Origin of the sequence: Nostoc sp. TCL26-01 (assembly GCF_013393945.1) — a bacterium.
In the GTDB taxonomy this organism is placed as follows: Bacteria; Cyanobacteriota; Cyanobacteriia; order Cyanobacteriales; family Nostocaceae; genus Trichormus.
The window spans coordinates 6,273,422-6,297,707 of sequence record NZ_CP040297.1 but is presented as its reverse complement, the minus strand read 5'-3'; the positions used below and the strand labels follow the sequence as shown (position 1 = coordinate 6,297,707).

Below are 24,286 nucleotides of genomic sequence, written 5' to 3'. Positions count from 1 at the left end.
CAACTTACAGTTTTGCCTCTCTTTTAATTCTAGTCTAGGGGATTCATCTCCAACACAAGCTTCGGTCTAAGTACGGTTTTTTACCGAGATTTCAACACTTGACTAGCGTTAAGTTCTATTGCGCTAACAAACTTACTCAACATGGCGGCGATACCAACTGCTTTAGCAATGGATTTGGGATGAGTGTTTTCATTGAGGTTAATTTTCATCTCAGCACTGTATTTTAATGCTAATGGCTGTTTTGGGTTGAGTTTCAATGCGTGGCGTGTATAAACTTTTGCCATGCCTAGAAAATTCTGTCGCAAATGGACAAACCCTAACAAGGCATAGTAATCACTATTATTTGGTTCTAGCTTAATCGCATCCCTAAGTTCTGGCACGGCCAAAGCCCAGTTACCTTGTTTAGCGTATTGAATGGCACGCTGGTAGTGACGTTGAGCGTAGTTAATTAAGGCTGGTTGGACACTAGTTTTCTGATGTGGTGTTGATTCTATTTCTACTGACTGAGGTGGCGTTTTGAGTTTTGCAGGTGTGTTGACTTGCAGAATCATTGATTCTGGTTTCTGTATGCACAAATAAACCAAGTTGAGTGTAATGATTTGTTGAGTTATGTGATAACTTCTTGAAAAAGATTTGTATTGAGCTTCTGCATAAGAGGCGATCGCTTCTTCATAATATAATTCTGCCTCTCGTGCAGACATTGAGACAAGTTTTCTAGCTACAGAACCTTCGACAAACATAGCCTGTTTTTTTTGAGCGATCGCTTCTGAACGCAGTGTGGCGACTAGATGATTACGCTCTGATTTGTGCTTCAATTGCTCATGAGCAGGGTTGATTAAGCGAGTAAATATGGCAGTCGCTAATGTTTTGTCTAAATTATTGCTATGGGTATAGCGATCAGGATGGAGTAGCTTGGCTAAAACATGATAACGGTTCAGAATGCGGCGTTCATCTGCTGTCACCGCAACTCCTAGCACAGCAAAGGGATCAGATAATTTGTTCAGCCATTCTGTGTGGAGGAAAGTCTGTGACATTTTAGTAGCGTTTGCAGATGAAAACTTTAAGATAGCATCGGAGAATAGGGATTGGGTACTGGGGATTGGGGATTGGGGATTGGGTACTGGGGATTGGGGTTTTTATGGGAAGAATTGGTGGTCAGTTGAAAAACAGGGGTATGGAGGTGGAAGACATGAGGCTTTTTCGTTAGTTTTATGACTGTGGATTGCGGCGATCGCTGTTTGATGATCAATAATTTGGTAACTGTAGATTTATTTATAAGGGATATGTTAACTAAGCGTAAAAGTCGGAGTATTGCGGCGGTTTTAGCTTTCGCCGGAACGGTGAGTATTTCTGGATGGCACAAGTTCTATTTAGGACAGCCACTTTGGGGTATGTTATATTTTGCACTCTCTTGGACACCTATTCCCAAAGTAGCTAGTGCAATAGAGGCAGTTTGGTACTTAGCTCAAGACGAAGAAGCATTTGATCGCAATTTTAATATGGGTAAGTCACCAATCAAACAATCCCCGTATATAGTTAACCAAGTAGGAGCGATCGCTGATGCTCTACGTGAACTAGATACACTACGCCAAGATGGCTTAATTTCCGAATATGAATTTGAACAAAAGCGCCGTCAATTGCTAGATCAAATTTCTTAATGAAGAGTAGGAAAAGAAGGGAGTAAGGGAGTACTGAGTGCTGAGTAAAGAGTAAAGAGTGAGGGAGTGAGAGAGTGAGTGCTGAGTGCTGTTAGCGGTAGCGGGGCGTTTAGCCCGTGCTGAGAAAAGAGTGAGGGAGTGATGACTAATGACTAATGACTATTGACTAATGACCATTGACCATTGACCATTGACCATTGACTAATGACCAATGACTAACTGGCTACCTTGGAATTCTCGGTTACAAAAATTGCGTGCCAAGTTGCTGAATGACCCCTATTATCGATTACAGTCTGGGGAAGAGATGCAGATGGCGGCGCAATTGGGGATTTGTATTGATGCTAATCAAGCAACGGTGGATGATTGGTTACGTTTACCGGGGTTGTCAATTCATCAGGCGCGATCGCTAGTAGAACTTTCCCGTTCTGGGTTAAAATTTTATTGTATAGAAGATGTGGCTGCGGCTCTGGGTTTACCCGCACCACGATTAGAACCATTAAAACCTTTACTGAATTTTAGCTACTACGATCAAGAATCTCTAGTTCATTCGTCAGACTTAATTAATCCCAACACATCATCCGTTGAACAGTTAACCCAAATACCATTTATAGATGCGTCTCTTGCTCAAGCTGTAGTGCAAAATCGCTTGTCACTGGGAAACTACCGTAACCTAGCTGATTTCCAGCGAAGATTACAGCTTTCAGGGGAAGCGATCGCACAGTTGATGTATTTTCTGCGATTTTAAAAAGAGAATGTTTCTCAGCATAGCTTCTTAAACACTCTCTCATCATTAATTTACGGTTGCTGTACTGTCAAAGTGTAGTTACGCTTAACTCCAGAGTTGAATGTACCTACCCAAATTCGATAAGTCCCTTCTGGCCAATTGCGATCGTCAATGCTAGCGTCTTTGTTTTTACCTGTATCATCACCACAACGAATGGTTGTGTTGTCTGGCCCTTGAATCAATAAGGTAGTATCGTTACCGCCACTATTGATTAATAATTTCAGACGAGGGAAATCTTTTTCGAGAATCATGATATGGTCTGGCTTGGGATCAGCAAAGCCAATACAAGGTTTGCGATCGCGATCGCGGTTACTCATTGCTGACAAAGAGAAAGAACCACCTGTGTAACCAGATAGTGTTCCCTGGGATGGGGGAAACCCTAGTGATAACTTGAATGTACCAAAGTTCGCTGTTTGGGCGATCGCTGGTGTAGCAATTACAGTAGCAAGTATCGCTAAAAGCCAACCGCCTTTCAAATGAAGTCGGGGGCGACAGTTTTTCATAGCAGCCCTCCAACAGGCTCTTATATTAGTAATGATATATACATATTCTAATTAAAAAATTTCGAGAAATCATCTATGAATTGTGCCACATTCACATTTGACACAATGAATAAATGTCTTAATATTTTCAGTCAATAAATTTATATTAATATATCAATGTTTAACAGTATCTTCATGAAATAATTAAACAGCAGGGAACATTTTATTTGATTTTTGATTTATGGCAGTAGTGAGTTATGAGTTCAGATGAGATATGCTCTAGACTCTGACTGCAACGAAATGTACATCACCAAGCAGCAGAATTTTCAAGTACCCATTCCCATGATCAATTGATTCGCAAAAATCTTTTAATTTTTTGACATAACCTGACTCTGAAAGATATTGGTTTAGCTTTATATCTAGATGAGGTATAATTAGCAAATTTGGGCATTTTACCTTCTAACTGTGCAGCTTTATTTAAATCTGAAGTGGCTCGATATTCATATCCCAATTGTGAACAAACTAATCCCCGATATTTGTAAGCATCGACATAATTAGGGTTGAGGCTAATTGCTTGTGTGAAGTAGGCGATCGCTTCTTCATATTCTCCCTTCGTCGCACTTTCCACACCATAGTTATAAAAAGTTTCCCCATCCCAGCGATTGACAGATACTTTTACAGTCTTTTCCTTGGGAGGGGACACTGGTGGTTCAGTGGCTGGAGTTACCGATTTGAGTAGATTGTAAGCAATATTGATTTGTTTAATCTTCTCCTCAGCCTGCTGTTTTTGCCGTGCATCAAAAAAGCGATCGGGATGCCAAGTTTTTACCATCTGGCGGTACGCTTGCTTGACTTGCACCTGGGATGCACCAGGTTTTAACCCCAAAATTACATAAGCATGATTGATATCAAGCTGTGAACCATCCAGCGACTTGTCATCAGACATCGCGCACACTCAAAATAAAACTATGTAAATCTATGTTAACCAAACTTTCACAAGGTTTTATTGGCTGCTATTCTTCAGGCTGATGGAACCTCAACAACAGAGAAAAAGGTTTTAATCGCCCTAAAATCTGTTCTCTTGACTCTTTGAGTTTACTTGTAGCTTTGGTTAGGTGATCTTCAGTAACATCACCTTGAATCCAAGGTTTTATTCCATCTAAATCTTGTGAAACAGCAATCAAATCCTTGAGACTGGGAGTAAAATTGTCTGAAATAAGTTGGAAATCAACCTTGGGTAGATTGAATCCTACTGCTTCAAATTTTTGCAGATAATCTATTGTCTCTCTTAATGGTTCATTAAAGCGGGCTGAGAATTGAATTACGTGCATGAGTGAAAAACTATCTTCAATCCAAGGTTCCACTGCATTAAGGTTTTCTGATAGGATAAGAATATCTCTAAGCGAGACGATCCAATCCTCTAATAAATTTAATTTTACTGGCGGTAGTTCTAGGTTCAACACTTCAGCTAAGACTTGCGATCGCTTAAATACATCTCCCACTGATCTATTCAATTTTGCTGATACTCGTAACAAATGAACAGCAGGTATTTTCTCATCATAAAAATCGTCGGAATACGAATCTAACTCTTTAGAAACAAGAATAAAATCATTGTCAGAAGGAATTAAACTATTTGCTTCCGCACACTCTAAATTTATATCTGGTAATTGGAAGCCTAATACTTGAAATTTTTTAAATTCCTCATAAACATCTGCTACTGGCTTATCCAATCTTTTTGCTGCTCTGAAAATATTACTAGAAGTTATATTTTCTTCTATCTCAAAAAAATGAACATCTAAATATGGTGACAAAAGAGGTAAATCCTCTTGATTAGGAATTAAACTTTCACTGATATTTATGTAATTAGGTGGTATCTTCCAACCCAATAGCTGAAATTTTTCTAGCTGTTGAAGAATTTCCCCAACTGATTTCCGAAACCTTGCTGCGCCTATCACCACATTTCTCAAAGGTATGATATCTTCTACCCAAGGACTTGCACCATTCAGAGATTGAGACAAAAGGCTTAAATCTTCTTGACTAGGAATTAAATCTTCCATTACAGAATTATATGGCGGTAGTTGCCAACCTAATTTCTCAAATTTTTCTAAACCTTGACGAATTTCTGCAACTGGTTTCTCTAAATTTGCGGCTGCTTCCAGCAGATGTATCAAAGGTATTTTTTCTTCCAACCAAGGACTTTCACCATTGAGATATTGGGACAGAAGAAGTAAATCTTCTTCGCTGATAATTAAGTTTTTGACTACCTTTGAATCAACTTGCGGTAGTTTCCATCCTAATGGTTGAAATTTTTTTAGGCGTTGATGAATTTCCCCAACTGGTTTTTCTAACTTTCTTGCTGCTACTAGCAGATGTGTCAAAGGTATTTTCTCTTCTAACCAAGGACTTTCACCATTGAGAGATTGGGACAGAAGACGTAAATCTTCTTCACTAATAATTAAATTTTTGACTGCCTTGGAATCAACTTGTGGTAGTTTCCACCCTAATGGCTGAAATTTTTCTAGCTGTTGATGAATTTCCCCAACTGGTTTTTCTAACTTTCTTGCTGCTACTAGCAGATGTGTAAAAGGTATTTTCTCTTCTAACCAAGGACTTTCACCATTGAGAGATTGGGACAGAAGACGTAAATCTTCTTCACTAATAATTAAATTTTTGACTGCCTTGGAATCAACTTGTGGTAGTTTCCACCCTAATGGCTGAAATTTTTCTAGCTGTTGATAAATTTCCTCAACTGGTTTCTTTAACTTTGCTGCTGCTAACCATATATGTCTCAAAGGTATTGTTTCTTCTACCCAAGGACTTTGACCATAGAGATTTTTGGACAGAAGACGTAAATCTTCTTGGCTAGGAATTAAATCTTTTACAGTTTCTATATCAATATGGGATATCTTCTTTAGCTCCAAACGATCTAAATCAAAAAGAGGGTAAAATCGCTCTAACCGTTGCAGCATATCTGCTACTGATTCACTTAATTTATGTGTTCCCAGTAATAAAATATCTAAAGCAGACTGATACCTTTCTGTTTCATCTTCCTTACCAGCAGAAGCATTAAAACAAAATTCATCTCCTGGAAATATTACTTTAAGTTGGTCATGAGCCTTGAAAGCTTTTATGGTTTCTTGTAAAAACGGTGGTATTTCTAAACCATATTGATGTAAAGTCGCAATCCGATGTAAAACTACCCACAAAGGAGCAATATTTTTGATATCCTTTATATCATATGAATTTAATTTAGTTTCCTTTTTATTTTTTAACATAAAGTGTGCAATAAAACCATCTATTACACAAATTCCAATTTTATAAATTGGTATATTGGTATCCTGATAACTCCAACCGATAAGTTCTGGATAATCAGACAGAGAATAGTATGATCTTTGATTCCAACTACTATCACCTTTTAATTTCACAGATGCTTGATTTCGGCATAAGTAATCGACTACTTTGATAGCAATATCAAGATATATTACTTCTAGTTGCCAAAACCATTGAATAGTTAGCCCTTCCCAACTGATTAATGATTCCCAACCGTCGCTCAGTTCCTTTTTAACCCAGCTTAAATCTAAGTCAACAATTTTTTGTCGATCTACAGTCAGTTTTGGCAGATGTTCCTTGCGTAGATTGATTACCGTCAATTCAGATTCAGTCTCTGTATAAATTCCGTCAGATAAAACACATCCTTTTTCTCTGTTGTCTCTATAATTAATCCACCAAATATCTGATTTACCTGCACGAACAATTTGGTGATCAGACAAATCAGGATGTTGCAGTTTTCCTGGTTCCCAACTCTCTTTTAAAGTGTCATCTTCCCAAACTTCTGTTGAAAACTCTGCAACCCATAGCAGTTTCTTGAGTGTTTTCAGACAAGATATTGGTTCGTCTTGATATTCTACTTCGTTAAGATAAAGGCGCACTGTTGTGCCTAAATCATCATCACTTCCATTTCCCCCAGGCTTTAATCGCAATAGACCACTACTGCCAGGTATAAATAGACGTAAAATTAGACCAGGCTTGCCATCAAGGCCAAGTCTACAAGTCTTTACTTCTAATTCATCCGCTAGCATAAAGTAGCTAAAGACACCAACACCAAACTGGCTATTAGGGTATATTTCGACACGAGGATTACATTTCAGCCACTCAACTTGTTCCTCAATAAATTCAGGCAAATCGGCAAAGCGGCGACCTGCACAAGTAAAACAATCAGTGAGCTGCTGAGACTCCATCCCAATTCCATTATCTTGGCATTCTATGTAGGCTCGCCCATTTTCTTTTCCCTGCCGGAAAGTGATTTTTCCCTTCCATGATTCTTGGGATTCTTGGTAATAATTGGTTGGTGGCTTTTGCTGAAAATATTTATGCCGCGCCTCTCGATAACGACAGGCATCCAGAGCGTTTTGGTAAAGTTCTCTGATGGCTAGAGAGGGATCTCCATAGAGTTGTTTACCCATAATGAGTTCCCGGATTTCATGATGAGCCAACTGGAAAGATAGATGCGGTCTTGTATATAGAGGACGATTATCGCTGCCTTTTGCTGCTGTAAGACCTTCAGCGTTGAAGCGTGTCGGCAAGCTAGAAAGCTCTGCTATTTCTGGTTTTTCTACCTGTTGGAGAATATGATCAAGAACTGTGCTAATTTCCTCTATGTGTTCACGCAGTACAAAATCTAATGCTGGGTAGTTGCAAGTTCCCTTAAGGGTATAACCAGAACCAGAACGCATCCAATCAATCTGATTTATATTTTCGTTTACCCCTTTTGGCGTAATCTCATATTCTTTTGATGATGTTTGCTTGTCTACTACCCCAATATTATCAACCAATACATCAGAAAATTTTCGCGTATCTATCGCTAATAATCCAGCCAGTTTTAGCAGATAGCCAAGTATTTTCACTTTGATATATGAATCTCCAATTTGCTTTGGTGATTCGTATTTATCAATACTTTTAGGCTCTAAAATGATAGAGTTAGCCAAATTCAGCAGAACTATTCCAAATCCTCCTGTTTTTATTCCAGGTAACTCACTTTTATCATGGATATCAAATAAATCGCGGGAAAACTTAAAAAGATAACCTTCTCTATCATCTTTCCAAACTTCTGGTGTCAGAAGTAAGCTGCGATATAGCAACCATGCTTTTAATGCTTCGCACTGATTGGTTAAACCTTTATCTCTAAACTGTCTGGCTTTTCTAACTATGCGGTGTTGAATTCGATTTACTTTCTCAATAGCAATCTGAAAGCCACCAGAAAGAGATTTGTTTTTGTCTATAGACAAAATGTCGAGATTGGATTCAGCTACTTTTACTAACCCAGTTGCTAGCACTGCTTCATAAATAAATGGAGCAGTAATTATCAGAGCTATTTCACACAGGGAAAGATTAATAGATGGTACAGAGTTCAACAACAACTCAAGAGCTTTCAATATCCTAATAGCAAAACGTTCATCTCGCCACGGATCTTGCTCAAAAGCCTTACCTGCTTTCTCCCATTGCTGCCAGCAAAGATTGACTATCTCACCAACGCTCTTTTTGTATTCAGCAACATGAGTATCACTGCTGTGATTATTCCAAAGATTCGATTTTAATACTTCTGCATACCATAGATTTTCTGTTGGACTTTTGCTGTCTCCTAAAGAATTTGTCTTTAAACGAAACAGCAGGATATCACTTTTGACGTGTTCCTCTCGAACCCAGGCGATAGTTTGTTTATTTCTTTCTAAATTGAAATATTTCTCTGTAAGTTCATCTAGCTTTTCTTGGGTAGCATCAAGAATTTCTTGAAGAGTAATAGATGGATGCTCTGGCTCCAAGATAGATGCTAAAGCTTTAGTAAACAGGCTACCATATTCACCATCGTTTTTTTCCGGTTTTAGGAAGCAGCTAACCTGTCCGGCGCTACAAGAAAAGACTCTCAGGAATTTACGTTTCAAAACTGAGTTACCCCAGCCTAAATTATCAGCCCCCTTTACTTGCAAATCCATTTTATTTCGACAGGCATCAATAAAAAAGATGATTGCTGAGGCTTTTGATTTATCTACAATATTATCTAGCAAATCACATCTAACAAGTGACTGCTCGAAATCCTCAATGTCACAATCTGTGTTGACATCTGAGGGAACTAGATAATCTATATTTTCGTAATGTATGCCGTGTCCTGAGTAATAAAGAAATAATATATCGTCTTTGCTGGCATTGTTACATTCTTGCTTCAATACCTTGACTATGTTGCTCTTTAATGTATCATCTTTGTTAATTAGACCTCTCAATTCAACATGAAAACCAGATTTTCTCAGCACTGGTTCTAGTATTTCAGCATCTCGATGAACTACTGGTAGTGCGTTGAAATTTTTGCTGTCGTATTCTGGAACCCCAATCAGCAAAGCTCGACGTTTTGCCATAAGTAAGTAGGTGAGAAAAATTCAATGTATAAGACGAAATATAAATTTGAGGTATGGTGTGTTATGTCATAGGCTAATGCACCTTGAATTGTTGATGGTGCGTTGCGCTGCGCGACAACGCACCCTATACTTAATTTGTCTTTACATATTTATAAATATTCGCACGATTTACTTATGCTACTCCGAGAAAGTTAGTGTAATTGCTCCTTTACTTCCTAATTTCCCTGTGCCAATTATTTCTATACCTCCTTCTGCACTGACTTCAACCTGAACAGTGATCTCTTTGAGCTTGACGTTTCCCACAGCTTGGACATCCTGAAATAGAGTGGCAACTCCCTCACATATTTTGTTTAAATTGTCTTGCAATATTGAAATAGGCACATCGACTAAAACTATTGCCGCAGCCGATGTAAAAATGTTCTTTGTCGCCTCGTCTTCACTGGGTAAGCTTACCAAGATTGGAATTGTTTCCATAATATTTAGTTAATTTTTTCACAACTTTATAAAAAAATAGCACTTTCCATCAGAAATAAGAAAGCGATTTACTAAATTATTTAAATTTACAAAACTCAATTTTCAGCAACAAATTTAAATGAATTTATTTTTTATGTAAAAAATCTAGTGAACAAATAGACTAAGAAGATGGTCAGATCATATGTGTTCTATTAAAAATAGGATTTAGGAGAATTTAATAGAATTTACAGCGATCGCCTGAAAAAATCCATCAGCAATTACCATTTAAATTTATGTCTAGGACTCTGCAAACACCCCATAGTGGATATCATTGGGATGGTAGCGATCGCCGTTTTTTTGAAGGCTGGTATTATCGCGTCACTTTACCAGATTGTGGTCAAACTTTTGCTTTCATGTATTCCATTGAAGATCCCATTGGGGGACAACCTTATAGTGGTGGTGCGGCTCAAGTTCTGGGAGCAAATGATGAATATATCTGTCGGACTTTCCCTGATGTGAATAAATTTTGGGCTAGTCCAGATGTTCTGGCTTTAGGTCATTGGGGTGAGACTCATCTCAATATCTCACCTATATATCTATTACCTCAAGAGTTTGCTCGTGATGTCCAACAAGGTTATCAAGCTACAGCTAATCTCAATCAAGGTATAATTCGAGATGCGGCTACTGGTTTTTATTGTCGTTGGCAATATGAAATTCAGCCAGTCTACGGTTGGGGTAATCAAGATGGGATGCAACAATCAACGGCTGGTTGGCTATCATTTTTGCAGATTTTTGAGCCAGGATGGCAGATTTTGATGGCTCACGGTTGGGCTAGTGGTTGGATAGATTGGAATGGCACAGTATATCAATTTGAGAATGCGCCCGCTTACGGTGAGAAAAATTGGGGTGGTGCGTTCCCTGAAAAATGGTTTTGGCTGAATTGTAATAGCTTTGTTGGTGAACCAGACTTGGCATTAACTGCTGGTGGCGGTAGGCGTGGTGTGTTGTGGTGGATGGAATCTGTAGCGATGATTGGTTTGCACTATCAAGGGAAATTTTATGAATTTGTTCCTTGGAATTCTCAAGTAGAGTGGAATATTCAGCCTTGGGGTAGATGGCAAATGAAGGCAACAAATCTAGATTATGAGATTGAATTAACTGGAACCACTCATCTACCAGGTACACCCTTGCGTGCGCCCACAGCTAAGGGTTTACAGTTCTGCTGTCGAGATACTATGCAAGGACAACTCCATTTGGAATTACGACAAATAAGGGGCAAAAACCCTCTAGTCATCCTGAAAGCAGACAGTTATCTTTGTGGTTTAGAAATAGGTGGCGGCTCTTGGGGCAATTCTTGGCAGTCTAGCTAGAACTACTGCTATCATTGTATATGCTTCGTAGCTGGGGTTGTAGCTCAGTTGGATAGAGCGGTCGCCTCCTAAGCGACAGGTCGTGCGTTCAAGTCGCACCAGTCCCGTCATCTAAACAAAGTTGAATTAGATTCAGTAGTCAGGAGTCCTTAACTAAGGATGGTTACTAATTATGTCAAAAATTTTGAATACTTGCGCTTGATTGCGTAATAGCATAATAAGGGAAATTTCTGACAGGGTAAATTTTGCCAAAGTTTGCTAACCTAACATAGATGTTTTCCTATTTTTAGAGAAAATTACGCCCCCAACAGACAAATTTGTAGAGCTTTGAAGAATAATCTATTGTTTAAAGGTAAATCATTGCAATTTGTGGTTCTTGCTCTACCCCTATTGATGTGGTTGGGATACAAAGAAGCACAAAATAATTACACACAACCCGAAGCTGTGATAGTTTTGGGTGGTTCGACCAAAAATCTAGAACGAGAAAAATTTACCGCAAAATTTGCTACGAGACATCCGAATTTACCAATTTGGATTTCTGGTGGTAGTCCACCTACATATACGAAGAGAGTTTTTACTAAGGCTGGTATTGACCCCAAACGATTACATCTAGACTATGAAGCTGTAGATACTGTTACAAATTTTACTACATTAGTAGATGATTTGCAAGCCCGTGGGATTGAAAATGTATATTTAATTACTTCAGATTTTCATATGCGCCGTGCTTGTGTCATTGGCGAGATTGTTTTAGGTAGTCGAGGTATTAAGTTTCAACCCATACCCGTACCTTCAGAAACATCACCAGAACCGATTGAGAAATCCATCCGTGATGGAGCTAGGGCTTTGCTTTGGGTGGCGACTGGCTATACAGGTGTGGATGAAAAACACAAGCGATGACGTGTTACAGTTTTAGGACTTACCCACTTGGACTGGTAAAGTCATCAATTTTTACTCAAAAACGACAGTGCGATTACCATAAACTAAAACGCGATTTTGCAGATGTAACCGCACTGCTCTAGCTAGGACTACTCGTTCTAAATCTTTGCCTTTTCTAATTAAATCTTCAACTTCATCGCGGTGGCTCACTCTCACTACATCTTGCTCAATGATTGGCCCTGCGTCTAATTCAGCAGTGGCGTAATGGGCTGTGGCTCCAATGATTTTTACACCCCTTTCAAAAGCTCTGTGATAGGGATTTGCACCCACAAAAGCTGGTAAAAATGAATGATGAATATTAATAATTCGCGGAAATTTTGTAATAAAGTCAGCACTAACAATTTGCATATATTTAGCCAATACTACTAAATCTATTCGGTGCTGTTGTAGTATTTCTAATTGCTGGGCTTCCTGTTCAGTTTTGTTCTCTTTAGTAATGGGGATGTGCTGAAATTCTATACCAAACTGGTCTGCTACTGTTTTTAAATTATGATGGTTACTCATAATTAGGGGAATATCTGCTGCCATTTCTTTGGCACGTTGTCGCCAAATTAGATCATAAAGACAATGATCTTGGCGACTTACCCAAATGGCAATGCGGGGAACTGTGTCAGAAAAATGTAGCTCCCATTTAGCGTCTAAAGGTTGGGCTATGGCATTAAATGCGGGGCTAATTAATTCTCGTGGTAAGTTGAACCCTGCTAATTGCCATTCAATCCGAGTCAGGAATAAACCTGCAGCAAAGTCTGTATGCTGGTCTGCGTGGATAATATTACCACCATTGGCATAGATAAAATTCGCTATTTTTGCTACTAATCCTCTTTGGTCGGGACAAGAAATTAGCAAAGTTGCCGTACAGTTATTCATAAATAAAGGTAAAATAATAGGGATTTTTGACTCTTGATAATCAAGGGTCTGTAGTTTGCATAAGCAATTTAGAGGTAAGTTAAATGTGTAATAGATAACTACTCTAGATGATTTTTAGCTTGGTTATATGGTTCTTTAAATTTTTAGCTGCCTCAGCCTTTAGTTTGATTTTTCTAGTAATTGAATAACTTCATCATTGTTTAATGATATTTATATAAATTGATTGATTTGATTGATAACTGACGCATAGAAGTTTCATGTGGAAATTGATTTTTGTGTATCCCATCATTATATTTTACATAGTAATGGCTTACTTGTTATGTAAGAAATGGATATTTTTCTTCCTTCATGATGAAGAAATGAGTCCAAGCGATCGCTCTATTTCTCGTATCATTTTAGCCATTGCTACGCTTTTGTGGCCGATAGTTGTACCATTTGCCTATTTAGAATTGTTGAGTTTCAATATAAAACATAAAAAAGATATCGATTTATTAAGAAATCCCACACAAGTCGGAATTGGTGATGATGAAAATTAACTTCAACATCACTTTTTTATATTATCAGGCTGTTTCCACTCTGATAATTCTCGATTGACAGCATTGGCAAAATCTGTAGATACTAACAGTACATTTATATTCCCATTTGCTTGGGTTTGGGAGTTAGTTAGGGCGTAGACAAAACGACGATTAAAATCAGACTTGCCTAAAATCAACTGTTGGGTTTTTTGATTTTTTAGTTTAATATTAATAGTTGCTTGGGGTTGGTCTAGACCAAATTCTGCTACTTGGTTAGCTGGAGTGGATACAGTTCTTTCACTCTTACCCTTAACCAACAAATCCATGAGATAACCAACTATCGCGTCATTTGCAGGTGCTGATACAGGAGATTTTAGCAACCATTTGGGGTTATTAGACTGGGGGTTACGTTCTAAATTTATGCTGAGGTTTTTAGTCTGAACCGTTAGAGACTGCACATCATCTTCTGTGAAAGAGAAAATTTGCTGCTGATTTTCCTTAGCTTCTTCACGTACACTTGCACCCTGAATTTCGTGGAAATACACGAAACCACCTAACCCTAGCGCTAACAATAGCAAAATTAGTGTGTGTTTAGTCATTGGTCAATGGTCAATGGTCAATGGTCAATAGTCAATGGTCAATAGTCAATGGTCAATAGTCATTAGTCATTGGTCATTAGTTAGCACTCAGCACTCTCTCACTCTCTCACTCTCTACTCAGCACTCAGCACTCCCTCACTCCCTCACTCCCTCACTCTCTACTCAGCACGGGCTAAACGCCCCGCTACCGCTAACAGCACTCAGCACTCCCTCACTCCCTCACTCTCTACTCATCACTCACTACTCATCACTCTCATCATCGTCGTTTCCACCAAATAGCGGTGGCGGCGATAAAGGCTAGTAAGGGTAAGAATAACAGAGAAGATAGGGTTAAGAGGTTGGCTTGTGAGGTGGATAGGGTGATACGGCGGTTTTTTGGTTCTTTGGGACGAATTGAGAGAATTTGGTCGTCTTGTTGATTTAGCCAAGTAACTGAGTTGAGAAATACATCTCCATTTAATTGTTGTGGAAATATGTTATCTGTGACGAAATCAGAGTTACCAATTACTACCATTCGTGATTCGGTGGTGGTTTTGTCGGATTTTGGTTCAGCTGGTGGAGTTAACGCAGCTGTGGGAGTGGGGCTGGGTTGAGTTGTTGGGGATGGGGTGGGTGAGGTTGTGGGGCTGGGTTGAGTTGTTGGGGATGGGGTGGGTGAGGTTGTGGGGCTGGGTTGAGTTGTTGGGGATGGGGTAGGTGAGGTTGTGGGGCTGGCTTGAGTTGTTGGGGATGGGGTGGGTGAGGTTGTGGGGCTGGCTTGAGTTGTTGGGGATGGGGTGGGGAGTTTCCTTGTTAAAGCTACACCCAAGGTGAGAGGCCCTTTGAGGTCTTTGTCGGAGTTAAATTGCAAATTTTCGTCTTTGAGGTCACTTTCTGCCCAACTATCGGGATAGGGTTTGGTTTTGAGTAGGGGTGTAGACTGGACTCCGGAGACGGGGGTAATTTCTAATGGTCTGGCTAGGCGATAGAAGGAAGTACCATTACCAAAATCTTGGGTTATTGGGTGTTGTCCATAATCTGTAACTATGGGTGCGGCTGGGCCGAGATTAACACTACTTCTGGAAACATCGACGGCTAGACGGTCATCTAAGCGTACCCCCCATTCTTGAAGTAAGCTGTTGAGGTTGGGGTTAGTACTGGGGTCAATCATGAGTAGGACGTTACCACCACGATTGAGGTAGTCTTGCAAAGCTTTGACTTCGCCATCAAATAATCCCCGTTTAGCGCCTGCGATAACTACGACGTTAGCATCATCGGGAACTTTGGCATTTTCTGCGAGATTCAACGCTGATGAATTATAATTTTTATCTGTTAATGCTTTGATTGCTTGAGAAATTGCACCTTCACCGCTAGTAATTGGGTGTTCGCCATGACCTTGGAGAAAGTACACTTTAGCTGTGCGATCGCTAATAATTTGTTGTAGTTTATTAGTTAACTGAATTTCTGATAGGCGTTCATTAACATTGACTGTTTGCACTAATTGCCGCTTGTTCTCTGATTCTACATAAACTTCACCGTATTCTTTGACTGCAAATTTTTCGGCTATTCCTGGTCTACCTTGAGGATCAACATACTCAAACTGGAATTTGTTGCTTTGACGGCGATAATTTTGCAATAGTTCTTTATCTTGAGAATTTTGTGTGACATCAAACACCCAAATTTTCACTGGTTGCTTGAGGTTACGTACTAGTTGCTGTGATTGGGGTGAGAGGGTAAACAGTTGGGTTTCGGTTAAGTCTGTCCGCACTTGGTAACGAGTACTCAAAAAGTTCACCAATACCAAAATTACTAACACGGCTAGCGTTGCGACTAAAGCGTTAGTGCTAGCTTGAGTCGAACGCCGCCTCCACCAATGACTCTGACGACTTTGCCAAACTACCCACAACCCTATCACGACAACGCCACTGATTATCAACCCTAGAGGAATCACACCCCAAGTATCTGCCACTAACCCCGCAGTTAAACCAGCCACAATCAAAAACAAGCCTAGCCAAATCAGATATATTCCAAGTTGTTTTTTTCCAATAGTCTTCATGTCATTTGTTCCTGTCATTTGTTCTTTGTCACTGTCTCCTGTCACTTGTCTTTACTAAGAGGGTGTTTGAAAAGTCTAAATTAATACCAGCCCCAGCGATTATAAATCGCGCGCCACTTGCTACAAGTCGGGAAACCCGACGACACTTGCTTCAATGGGGGGAACCCCCACAACGCAGTGTCTCCCCAAAGCAGTGGCTTGGCTACACAGACGAAACCTGCCTCCGCAGGTTTGAAATACTTGATTTTGTGTTAGTCCACAGAGGTGGACTTTGTTTGTGTAGTAGCTATTTCTAATCGCCCAAAACTTTTCAAACATCCTCTAATGACTAATGACTATTGACTAATGACTATTGACTAATGACTAATGACTAATGACTAATGACGTTGAAATCTCAGTGCATCAATCGATTGGGCTGTGAGAAAGATACCCAAAAAGATGTAACTAGCAAATAATATGAAAGCGCTGGTGTCAAAAATCCCTTGAATAAAGGTGGTGTAATGTTTCAACAAGGAAAAGTGACCGATGATTTCGCCTACAGAACCGCCTATATTTTTAGCGATTAAATCAATAAATAACAATAATAAAACTAGGGCAAATGTGAGAACAGCCGACAAAATCGTGCTATCTGTTAAGGAGGAAATAAACATTCCTAAAGAGAGAATAGCAGCTGCTAACAAGATTAATCCCAAGTGAGCTAATAAAGGGATTGTAATTGGCATTGGGGGAGTTGCGCCATTAATAGCGATCGCTTCAAATATCAGCAATGGTACAACTAGACTGATAAAAAATGTCAGCACTCCCAATAACTTACCCACGGCGACGGCCCAATTAGTGACTGGTGAGGTGGCTAAAAGTTCCAATGTCCCGCGTTTGCGTTCTTCAGCATACAGTCCCATTGAGAGAATCGGCAGGATAAATAAGAGTAGCCAACCCAGTCGGTCTAAAAATGCGCGGATAAATTCGTAAGGAACATCAATGGGTGGAACTGGTACGCCTAATTGTTGTCCTTGTAAATCTAAATAGGCGACTGAAGGCAAAATTCCATCAGGCCCCAAGAGAATCATCACCAAAAATAATCCAGCCAGGAACCAAAACACGCCAGCGATCGCATATGCTAAAGGCGAGACAAAATAACTCTGTAATTCTCGGCGATAAATGGCAAGAATATTACTCAAAACTATACCCATTTACGCTGCTTCTCCTTCTTTGTCTGCTGAGTCGGCTAGGGATGCCAGATTTTTTTCTTGTGTAGTCAGTTGTAAAAAGACATCTTCTAGGGTAGCGCTAACACGCCGCATTTCATGCAAACCAAAGCCAGCACGAATTAAAGTTGTGGCAATATCTCTTCCTGGTTCGCTGCTTGGTTGGGAAATCACTCGCAGGTAAGCGCGATTTTCTCTGAGGTGATGATTACCAGTAATAGATTCTACCAAACTCACACCAACGACATTTTGCAAGACTTGTTTGGCTAAAGCTATTTCTCCTTCAATTTCGATTTCATAACCTGAGCCACCTGTCAACTGAGTCATCAAATTTTCTGGTGTATTCGTGGCTACTATCTTGCCACCATTGATAATGGCTACACGGCTACAAGTCATACTCACCTCCGGCAAAATGTGAGTAGAGAGAATAATGGTGTGTGTCCCAGCCAGACTCTTAATTAAATTCCGCACATCGATGATTTGTCTAGGATCAAGTCCCACCGTTGGTTCATCGAGGATAATAGCTGGGGGATCATGGACTATGGCTTGTGCTATGCCGACTCTTTGACGATAGCCTTTAGATAACTTGCGGATAATGACGTGGCGTTTATCCTCTAGATTACACCGTTTGATCGCCGCATTGATTTTAGTGATGCGATCTCCTGCTGCTACTCCTTTAATTCGTGTGACAAAATGCAGAAACCCTTCCACAGTCATTTCTGGATATAGTGGCGGTGTTTCTGGTAAATAACCAATACGCTGACGTACCGCCAAAGAATTTTCATGGACATCGCAGCCAGCAATTTTTGCTGTCCCACTACTGGCGGGTAAGTAACCTGCCAAAATTCGCATCGTTGTCGTTTTACCAGCGCCATTCGGCCCCAAAAATCCTAAAATCTCCCCTGGTTCAACGCTGAAAGTCACATCAGTAATAGCTGGGGTGGAACCGTAGGTTTTACTTAGATGTTCAACTTCAATCATCAGTCTGTTGGTGATAAGTTTGCCTTAATGTCCGTGTTGGCATTTTAATTTAGGGTACTCAACAATATTGACATTTTCTCAAGGCTTTTGACTGAGCTGGAGAAAATACATATACTAATCCGATTTGATTTCTGCATCACTCGTAGAGGTAAGGAATTGGGGAACTCGGAAGGAGCAATGGGGACTGGGAAGAAAGAATAAAGGTGTACTGAGTTTTGTATGTGTAATACCAATTTCCTTTAAATGTGAACAGTAGAGACGTTGCAATGCAACGTCTCTACTTAATGTATGTGTATCATTATTAGAGTGAAATGGTATAAGCGCAGGCTACGCCAATAAAAATCAAATATGAGTCCTATAGTCCTATACCAGCACCAAAGAATTGATTTTTCAACGTGATTAATTGCGTCTAAAAAAAAATACTCGGATCAACTTTAAATTAAAATTATTGATATATAAGGATGCAATAGTAAATTTATACATCTTTTGAGGTAGATAAAAATATTGCTAAAGATAGTTTTAACTACTTTTTTTGGGATTAAAAGAATTTTTCTAATAACATTAAATAAATAATTAAAATTTTCTTAACAAAAAGTATGTTTTCGCCCTGGAACATTCCTTACCCTTTAAAGGATTACCCATCAGAGCGCGTAGTTATATACTTTTATAGTGACGAGCGATGGGTTCCGATTAAATACTGCTACTTATCCAAAGCAGTTGAGCTTTACCATAAAATTCTTTTGCTATCAGGAAAGGAGGTTTTAATATTTCCTCCTAATTTAGATCCAAACCTTTTTCAAGAAGATAATAAAAAGGAGTCAGAAAACAGAATTCAGAACTCAGAATACTCTACCCATCAAGGGATAGAGTTTTAATTAGGAAACCCAGTTAAGTGAGACATGAAATCAATGTTTTTAAACGCAGAGGAGCGCAGAGGATTGTCTTTAATTTTGAATTGGAGCGAGGCGACTTGACCTATTTAAGTTGTATGTTTTCCATAATAGGTAGCAAAAGTCAACAGTCCATAATCTAAAAGCTAAGTTGGACTGTTGACTTTTGACAATTGACAAACGAAATATCAGCTTACTTGATCAGGTAATACCAATTCAAAATTCAAAATTAAGAAAGCCTGATTTTACAAGGGTTTCTATATTTGGATTTGTAGCAGATTTTTAGTGAATTGATATAACGACTTTCTGACAGTGCATTAGAGGGTGTTTGAAAAGTTTCAGTAGGTATAAAAATGTCATTCTGACTGAAGCGCAGCGTCAGGAATAATCTAGGTTTTGTGGCACATACCGAGATGTTTTATTCCGCTACGCTGCATTCAACATGACAAACAAACAGACTTTTCCAACGTCCTCTTAGGTATTTTCTATAATTAAGGAGAAATTACGCATAGAATGCAAGTGCAAATACAGCAAATCAAGTTGTCCTGTCTGCATCAAATCTACTAATTGCTCTCCTGAAAGTTTTCTCAATCTTTCTGTACTCACAGCAGAAAAACCTGTTAAAGAGGATTCTTCTCCTGTTTTTAGCTGAAAGGTAGCTTTCATTGGCTCTAGTAAGTCTAACTCTTTGAGTTTCTTACCTAAAAATTGTGTGATTTGAAACTGCTTTTGGTATTCTTTTAAAAATTCTAGAACATTAGTTAAATATTGAGTTTGTTCGCCTTCTGCATCAAAAAACCTTTCTCCTTTGCCTTCTTGGTTCAATCCCTCAAAGGTTTCATCTATACATAGAGTAAAGGTTTGTCCATCATCACTACTAGAGAAGATGAAGGGGTAACGGCGGATGAATGCGGGAATGTATTTGGCATTCCAACTGCCTGTTTCAGTGACAAATTGGTTTTCTTCTTGCTTAACGCCTAAAATAGCGATCGGCATGATTTCTGCTTCACTTTCGACAAAAACGATCGCATAATCATTAACTGCATTGGCAAACTCAACTGCCATCAAGGGAACAGAATTGATTTGACGAGCAAAGCCATAGTCTGAACCTTGTTTTAATGACCAATCTTTGTGGCGTTCTTTGGAAATGGGGACGACTTGTTCGTAAATCAGTAATTGTTTAGTCATGACTATTTATCCATGCTTTTGTTAATCACTCAGGAATTATACCAGTTATTAATTGTTGATTCGTAATTTGTAATACCATGTAGCAATCTGTAAGAGATTATCGCTAAATCGACTTCTGATCAAGGGTTTCAGTATTTAAATCCGTTGTCTGATATGAGTTAATTAGTATTAATTTAATCTTTATTTAATATTAGAAAGGGAGCAAATTTACTGTTTCCTTGTTAGTGACGCTAATTGCTCTGACTATCACCACAATCTACTGGCGATCGCCTCTGTTGAGATCCAAGTAGCCAGTCACAGCGTATTCTTATACAAAATAGGATTCCTATATATGAAATTGTGGTTAGGACTAATTCTCAGTTTTATCGGGCTATTCTTGAGTATTTGGATTGTTATTCCGGCTCCGAATTTTACTTTGTTACCGCTAGCTGTAGGTAGCCCAGAAATTAGCCCCATATTGATCATTGGTAACTCAATCGCTCTATTATTATCATTTTCTCAGTCTAAATATTTTCTGCTCAGTCGCATAGCAGTCAGTTGTAGTTTGCTCGCCCTAATTCTGAGTTGCATTCCCCTATGGCAACTGCCAACTACTATCCAACAGGCACAGACGCAAATGCAAGCTGTATTAGGAAATTGGCAAATTCCGGCTGATTTACAAGCCAAAATGCGCCCTCGTCCCTTTGTCTTAGCTGACTTATTTACGGGATTGGCAAAACCCAAAGTCCGCCAGTCTAGCCACACCTTTGCGGCTGCTGACGGTACACCCCTAAGTTTAGAGATTTATCAACCTATGGTAACAGGACGTTATCCAGCGATCGCTGCTATTTACGGCGGTGCATGGCAGAGGGGTAAACCAACACAAAATGCCAGATTTAACAGCTACATTGCGGCTCAGGGATATACTGTAGTTGCTATTGATTATCGTCATGCTCCTCGTTATCGCTTTCCTGCCCAACTACAAGATGTGGCAGCAGCTTTGCAATTCATGATTCAACAGGCAGAAACTTACGAAATTGACCCAACACGGATTGCTGTCATTGGTTGGTCATCTGGAGGGCATTTAGCAACGTTGGCAGCATATCAGTTAAATAATATCCCCATTCGCGCTGTCATTAATTACTATGCTCCGACAAACTTACTTCAAGGATATACAGATCCGCCATCACCTGATCCCATCAATACCAAAGCTGTTTTACAAGCCTTGTTAGGCGGTTCTCCAGAGCAAGTACCCACACTCTATCAAGAGGCATCACCGATTAATCATGTTAAACCCAATCTACCACCGACACTACTTATATATGGCGATCGCGATCATCTAGTAAAATCCATCTTCGGACAGCAACTATATCAGCGTTTACAGGCGACAGGTAACAAAGCTATCTTCCTGAAAATCCCCTGGGCAGAACACTCCTTTGATGCAGTATTTAACGGTATGGGTAATCAAATCGCTTTGTATCATATTGAGCGTTTTTTAGCATGGGCATTGAGGGATGGAGAGTAGGTCATATTTTGTACTAAGCGACTGTAAGTCGCAGCTACACAGACAAAACCCGCCTACGCGGGTTAAAACCCTGATTTTACTTTCTTTGATTAGAACTTGATATCAGAACGCTTGGAAAGTAATCAAAAGGTGGCTATACTCCGAGTTATGTACTGATCGCTATCATCAAGTCTCTGAATGGAGAGTTTACCTACTGCTGATGTTTCACTTTTAACTAAAATTGCCCAGCGTGACCAATCAGCGCTATCTGCTCTTTACGATCGCTATGCCAAAATTATCTATGCGATCGCTTTCAAAAGTCTGCAATCTGTCGAAGAAAGTGAAGAGGTGGTTTTAGATGTGTTTGCTCAGGTTTGGCGGATTGCTGAACGCTACGACACTCAAAAAGGCAGAGTTGACACTTGGTTATTTACCTTAGCACGCAGTCGTATTCTGGATCGTCTACGGAAATTACAACGAACTTCTCCAGCTAATACTCTGTCTATGGATGCAGCCGAGATTCAACCCAAAGCTGATAACGTCAATTTGTTTGAGGAAGTCGTAATTGCGGAACGTCGTAGTCGAGTGATGACAGCGATAAAAAATCTACCCACTGAACAAAAACTGGTGATTGAATTAGCATATTATCAAGGGCTAACTCAGAGTCAAATTGCCACCAAGACTGGCATATCGCTAGGTACAGTCAAAACGAGAATTCGGTTAGGATTAAACAAGTTGAAGTCTATTCTCAATAGTGAGCAAGACTGGTAACAACTGGAGAGTAGGAAGTTATACTAAACGCTAATGACGCACATCAACACTGAAAACTACTGCTTTTGTGAGTTAGCTCCCCTTTATGCCCTCGACTTATTAGATGAACGAGAGCAAATTTGGGTAGAACAGAAATTAGCAGAATGTCCAGAATTAGCCGAAGAGTTAGCCGAATATCAGTCTGCGGTGACAGCTATTGCCTACGATACTCCTCATGTCCCCATTGCTATAGACCTAAAAAATCGCTTATTTGCACGTCTAGAATTAGACAATCCTGAACCTCAAGCTGTAGATCATCCTATCCCTGACTCGCCATTTTTTGCCGTGCGATCGCAAGAGTTAAATTGGCAACCTCATGACACTCCCGGTGTCTCTATCGCTATCATACACACTGATGAAGTCAAGCGCGAAATTATCGGTGTATTCCGTGCTGAAGCTGGTGTCTATTATCCTATTCACCGTCATGCAGCGATTGAAGAAATTTATCTCCTCTCAGGCGACTTGGTAGTTGACAATCAGGTTTACGGGCCAGGTGATTACATCCGTTCTGAACCAGGTTCAGTCCATAGCCCTCATACTAATAGTGGCTGTATGTTCTTTTTTCACACCTCAATGGATGATGAATATCCCCAGAGAATCCCCAGCCTAGTGACTTCCAACTAAAAAAATATACAATCGCTTTGGTGAGCAGGGGAAGCAGGGGAGGAAAAATCCCATGATCATATTTGCTCTCACCCATTGAATATTTTATTTTCTGGAAGTCCTCTACAAGTTTAAACCCAGGTGCTTTTGCAAGGCTTGGCGCATGATATCTACGGGTATATTGTCTTGCTGCAACCAGATTTTTAAAGCGGCAACTCCTTGCTGAACTAGCATTTCTAAGCCGTCAATGGCAATTGCTCCTTGTTGTTTCGCCTGTTGGAGAAATTTTGTTGGTTGAGGAATATAGATCAAATCATATGCGATCGCACCTGTGGATAAATTTGCCATTTCATCTGCATTCACAGGTGATTCATCGACTTTGGGATACATCCCGATGGGTGTTGTATTCACTAACAGGTGAGTTTGCGGGATGAGTCTTGACAAATCATCCCATGTATGGGTTTCTAAAATTTCAGCTATGGGTGAATTTTCCCAACTGCGGCGAAATTCTTCTAACTTTGGGAAATTCCGCCCTACTACATGAATTTCGGCAAAGCCCAATTGCTGACAACCTGCAACTACAGCCCTAGCTGCGCCTCCATTCCCTAAAATGACTGCTATTTTCTCACTCCAATCTTGTTTGTAGGTGGTTTGCAAAGGAGCAATAAATCCTTCTATGTCTGTATTCGTTCCCACCCATTGCTGATTTTGACGGCTAACTGTATTAACTGCACCTATAGTTTGCGCCAAGGGAGTAATTTCTGCCAGGAGGGGAATGATTGTTTGTTTGTGAGGAATTGTCACATTAAAACCGATAACACCAACAGCCGCCAAGCCAGCGATCGCTATTTCTAATTTATCTGGTTCAATGGGGAAAGGAATATAGGTATAGTCTAATCCTAGTTGAGCGATTGCGGCATTGTGCATGACCGGTGAAAGCGAATGTTCCACCGGATATCCAATTACTCCTAATAGTTTAGTTTTGCCAGTTATCATGTTGTTAGTCATTGGTCATTAGTC

21 protein-coding genes and 1 tRNA gene are annotated in these 24,286 nt (G+C 39.7%); 9 read left to right on the top strand and 13 right to left on the bottom strand.

Annotated elements, in window-relative coordinates:
• Positions 1–80 precede the first annotated feature (80 nt).
• A complete protein-coding gene (locus tag FD725_RS27225; RefSeq protein WP_179051005.1) occupies positions 81–1,034 on the bottom strand; it encodes a J domain-containing protein in 954 nt (317 codons plus the stop codon).
• A 249-nt stretch (positions 1,035–1,283) separates the two neighbouring features.
• On the opposite strand from FD725_RS27225, the gene FD725_RS27220 reads away from it, so the two are divergent.
• Together FD725_RS27220 and FD725_RS27215 are read left to right on the top strand one after the other, a co-directional pair.
• Complete coding sequence (locus FD725_RS27220; protein ID WP_179051723.1) at positions 1,284–1,658, top strand: SHOCT domain-containing protein; 375 nt, start codon at positions 1,284–1,286, stop codon at positions 1,656–1,658.
• A 211-nt stretch (positions 1,659–1,869) separates the two neighbouring features.
• The gene (locus FD725_RS27215) at positions 1,870–2,403 is read left to right on the top strand and encodes a ComEA family DNA-binding protein (protein ID WP_179051004.1); all 534 of its coding nucleotides are present in this window, start codon (positions 1,870–1,872) and stop codon (positions 2,401–2,403) included.
• 50 nt (positions 2,404–2,453) lie between these two features.
• Here the strand turns inward: FD725_RS27215 and FD725_RS27210 are convergent, their stop codons facing one another.
• From FD725_RS27210 to FD725_RS27195, 4 genes are all read right to left on the bottom strand, one after another.
• Positions 2,454–2,945, bottom strand: coding sequence for a hypothetical protein (locus FD725_RS27210; RefSeq protein WP_179051003.1), 492 nt, complete (start codon positions 2,943–2,945; stop codon positions 2,454–2,456).
• A 325-nt stretch (positions 2,946–3,270) separates the two neighbouring features.
• Positions 3,271–3,870, bottom strand: coding sequence for a J domain-containing protein (locus tag FD725_RS27205; RefSeq protein WP_179051002.1), 600 nt, complete (start codon positions 3,868–3,870; stop codon positions 3,271–3,273).
• Positions 3,871–3,937: 67 nt separating this feature from the next.
• Positions 3,938–9,331 (bottom strand): caspase domain-containing protein, encoded by a 5,394-nt coding sequence (locus FD725_RS27200; protein ID WP_179051001.1) that lies wholly within the window; start codon positions 9,329–9,331, stop codon positions 3,938–3,940.
• 177 nt (positions 9,332–9,508) lie between these two features.
• Positions 9,509–9,805, bottom strand: a complete 297-nt coding sequence (locus FD725_RS27195) for a hypothetical protein (protein ID WP_179051000.1) — start codon at positions 9,803–9,805, stop codon at positions 9,509–9,511.
• A gap of 272 nt (positions 9,806–10,077) precedes the next feature.
• On the opposite strand from FD725_RS27195, the gene FD725_RS27190 reads away from it, so the two are divergent.
• The 3 genes from FD725_RS27190 to FD725_RS27180 all read left to right on the top strand — a co-directional run bounded on the left by FD725_RS27190 (position 10,078) and on the right by FD725_RS27180 (position 12,051).
• Entirely contained in the window at positions 10,078–11,154 is a 1,077-nt protein-coding gene (locus FD725_RS27190; RefSeq protein ID WP_179050999.1) for a tocopherol cyclase family protein, read from the top strand.
• A gap of 33 nt (positions 11,155–11,187) precedes the next feature.
• A tRNA-Arg gene (locus FD725_RS27185) sits at positions 11,188–11,261 on the top strand.
• Positions 11,262–11,523: 262 nt separating this feature from the next.
• On the top strand, positions 11,524–12,051 hold the full coding sequence (locus FD725_RS27180) for a YdcF family protein (RefSeq protein WP_256871982.1): 528 nt from the start codon (positions 11,524–11,526) through the stop codon (positions 12,049–12,051).
• A 51-nt stretch (positions 12,052–12,102) separates the two neighbouring features.
• On the opposite strand, the gene purU is transcribed toward FD725_RS27180, so the two are convergent.
• Positions 12,103–12,957 carry a formyltetrahydrofolate deformylase gene (purU, locus tag FD725_RS27175; protein WP_179050998.1) on the bottom strand — a complete coding sequence of 285 codons (855 nt, stop codon included), beginning with the start codon at positions 12,955–12,957 and terminating at the stop codon, positions 12,103–12,105.
• Positions 12,958–13,262: 305 nt separating this feature from the next.
• Here purU and FD725_RS27170 point away from each other — a divergent pair, with 305 nt between their 5' ends.
• On the top strand, positions 13,263–13,493 hold the full coding sequence (locus FD725_RS27170; protein ID WP_256871783.1) for a hypothetical protein: 231 nt from the start codon (positions 13,263–13,265) through the stop codon (positions 13,491–13,493).
• An 8-nt stretch (positions 13,494–13,501) separates the two neighbouring features.
• Here the strand turns inward: FD725_RS27170 and FD725_RS27165 are convergent, their stop codons facing one another.
• From FD725_RS27165 to FD725_RS27140, 6 genes are all read right to left on the bottom strand, one after another.
• Positions 13,502–14,071 carry a DUF4340 domain-containing protein gene (locus tag FD725_RS27165; protein ID WP_179050996.1) on the bottom strand — a complete coding sequence of 190 codons (570 nt, stop codon included), beginning with the start codon at positions 14,069–14,071 and terminating at the stop codon, positions 13,502–13,504.
• A gap of 256 nt (positions 14,072–14,327) precedes the next feature.
• Positions 14,328–16,106 (bottom strand): Gldg family protein, encoded by a 1,779-nt coding sequence (locus tag FD725_RS27160; protein WP_179051721.1) that lies wholly within the window; start codon positions 16,104–16,106, stop codon positions 14,328–14,330.
• Positions 16,107–16,226: 120 nt separating this feature from the next.
• On the bottom strand, positions 16,227–16,424 hold the full coding sequence (locus FD725_RS27155) for a hypothetical protein (RefSeq protein ID WP_179050995.1): 198 nt from the start codon (positions 16,422–16,424) through the stop codon (positions 16,227–16,229).
• A gap of 59 nt (positions 16,425–16,483) precedes the next feature.
• A complete protein-coding gene (locus FD725_RS27150) occupies positions 16,484–17,296 on the bottom strand; it encodes an ABC transporter permease (protein ID WP_179050994.1) in 813 nt (270 codons plus the stop codon).
• Positions 17,297–18,292 (bottom strand): ABC transporter ATP-binding protein, encoded by a 996-nt coding sequence (locus tag FD725_RS27145; RefSeq protein WP_179050993.1) that lies wholly within the window; start codon positions 18,290–18,292, stop codon positions 17,297–17,299. It abuts the gene before it with no gap.
• A 1,364-nt stretch (positions 18,293–19,656) separates the two neighbouring features.
• Entirely contained in the window at positions 19,657–20,370 is a 714-nt protein-coding gene (locus FD725_RS27140) for a SapC family protein (protein ID WP_179050992.1), read from the bottom strand.
• Positions 20,371–20,701: 331 nt separating this feature from the next.
• On the opposite strand from FD725_RS27140, the gene FD725_RS27135 reads away from it, so the two are divergent.
• From FD725_RS27135 to FD725_RS27125, 3 genes are all read left to right on the top strand, one after another.
• The gene (locus FD725_RS27135) at positions 20,702–21,874 is read left to right on the top strand and encodes an alpha/beta hydrolase (protein ID WP_179050991.1); all 1,173 of its coding nucleotides are present in this window, start codon (positions 20,702–20,704) and stop codon (positions 21,872–21,874) included.
• Between the two features lie 177 nt (positions 21,875–22,051).
• Positions 22,052–22,624 carry a sigma-70 family RNA polymerase sigma factor gene (locus FD725_RS27130; protein WP_179050990.1) on the top strand — a complete coding sequence of 191 codons (573 nt, stop codon included), beginning with the start codon at positions 22,052–22,054 and terminating at the stop codon, positions 22,622–22,624.
• 33 nt (positions 22,625–22,657) lie between these two features.
• Positions 22,658–23,287, top strand: coding sequence for a cupin domain-containing protein (locus tag FD725_RS27125; RefSeq protein ID WP_256871782.1), 630 nt, complete (start codon positions 22,658–22,660; stop codon positions 23,285–23,287).
• A 102-nt stretch (positions 23,288–23,389) separates the two neighbouring features.
• Here FD725_RS27125 and FD725_RS27120 read toward each other — a convergent pair whose 3' ends face one another.
• The gene (locus tag FD725_RS27120; RefSeq protein ID WP_256871781.1) at positions 23,390–24,274 is read right to left on the bottom strand and encodes a shikimate dehydrogenase; all 885 of its coding nucleotides are present in this window, start codon (positions 24,272–24,274) and stop codon (positions 23,390–23,392) included.
• Positions 24,275–24,286: the final 12 nt, after the last annotated feature.

Excerpts from the sequence above, each read along its gene's own strand:
- FD725_RS27120 (WP_256871781.1), bottom strand. The coding sequence starts at position 24,274 with ATGACTAACAACATGATAACTGGCAAAACTAAACTATTAGGAGTAATT.
- FD725_RS27210 (WP_179051003.1), bottom strand. The coding sequence starts at position 2,945 with ATGAAAAACTGTCGCCCCCGACTTCATTTGAAAGGCGGTTGGCTTTTA.
- FD725_RS27135 (WP_179050991.1), top strand. The coding sequence starts at position 20,702 with ATGAAATTGTGGTTAGGACTAATTCTCAGTTTTATCGGGCTATTCTTG.
- FD725_RS27215 (WP_179051004.1), top strand. The coding sequence starts at position 1,870 with ATGACTAACTGGCTACCTTGGAATTCTCGGTTACAAAAATTGCGTGCC.
- FD725_RS27150 (WP_179050994.1), bottom strand. The coding sequence starts at position 17,296 with ATGGGTATAGTTTTGAGTAATATTCTTGCCATTTATCGCCGAGAATTA.
- FD725_RS27165 (WP_179050996.1), bottom strand. The coding sequence starts at position 14,071 with ATGACTAAACACACACTAATTTTGCTATTGTTAGCGCTAGGGTTAGGT.
- FD725_RS27220 (WP_179051723.1), top strand. The coding sequence starts at position 1,284 with ATGTTAACTAAGCGTAAAAGTCGGAGTATTGCGGCGGTTTTAGCTTTC.
- FD725_RS27200 (WP_179051001.1), bottom strand. The coding sequence starts at position 9,331 with ATGGCAAAACGTCGAGCTTTGCTGATTGGGGTTCCAGAATACGACAGC.
- FD725_RS27125 (WP_256871782.1), top strand. The coding sequence starts at position 22,658 with ATGACGCACATCAACACTGAAAACTACTGCTTTTGTGAGTTAGCTCCC.
- FD725_RS27170 (WP_256871783.1), top strand. The coding sequence starts at position 13,263 with ATGGCTTACTTGTTATGTAAGAAATGGATATTTTTCTTCCTTCATGAT.
- FD725_RS27140 (WP_179050992.1), bottom strand. The coding sequence starts at position 20,370 with ATGACTAAACAATTACTGATTTACGAACAAGTCGTCCCCATTTCCAAA.
- FD725_RS27225 (WP_179051005.1), bottom strand. The coding sequence starts at position 1,034 with ATGTCACAGACTTTCCTCCACACAGAATGGCTGAACAAATTATCTGAT.
- purU (WP_179050998.1), bottom strand. The coding sequence starts at position 12,957 with ATGAATAACTGTACGGCAACTTTGCTAATTTCTTGTCCCGACCAAAGA.
- FD725_RS27155 (WP_179050995.1), bottom strand. The coding sequence starts at position 16,424 with ATGTTTGAAAAGTTTTGGGCGATTAGAAATAGCTACTACACAAACAAA.
- FD725_RS27145 (WP_179050993.1), bottom strand. The coding sequence starts at position 18,292 with ATGATTGAAGTTGAACATCTAAGTAAAACCTACGGTTCCACCCCAGCT.
- FD725_RS27160 (WP_179051721.1), bottom strand. The coding sequence starts at position 16,106 with ATGAAGACTATTGGAAAAAAACAACTTGGAATATATCTGATTTGGCTA.
- FD725_RS27130 (WP_179050990.1), top strand. The coding sequence starts at position 22,052 with ATGGAGAGTTTACCTACTGCTGATGTTTCACTTTTAACTAAAATTGCC.
- FD725_RS27195 (WP_179051000.1), bottom strand. The coding sequence starts at position 9,805 with ATGGAAACAATTCCAATCTTGGTAAGCTTACCCAGTGAAGACGAGGCG.
- FD725_RS27190 (WP_179050999.1), top strand. The coding sequence starts at position 10,078 with ATGTCTAGGACTCTGCAAACACCCCATAGTGGATATCATTGGGATGGT.
- FD725_RS27205 (WP_179051002.1), bottom strand. The coding sequence starts at position 3,870 with ATGTCTGATGACAAGTCGCTGGATGGTTCACAGCTTGATATCAATCAT.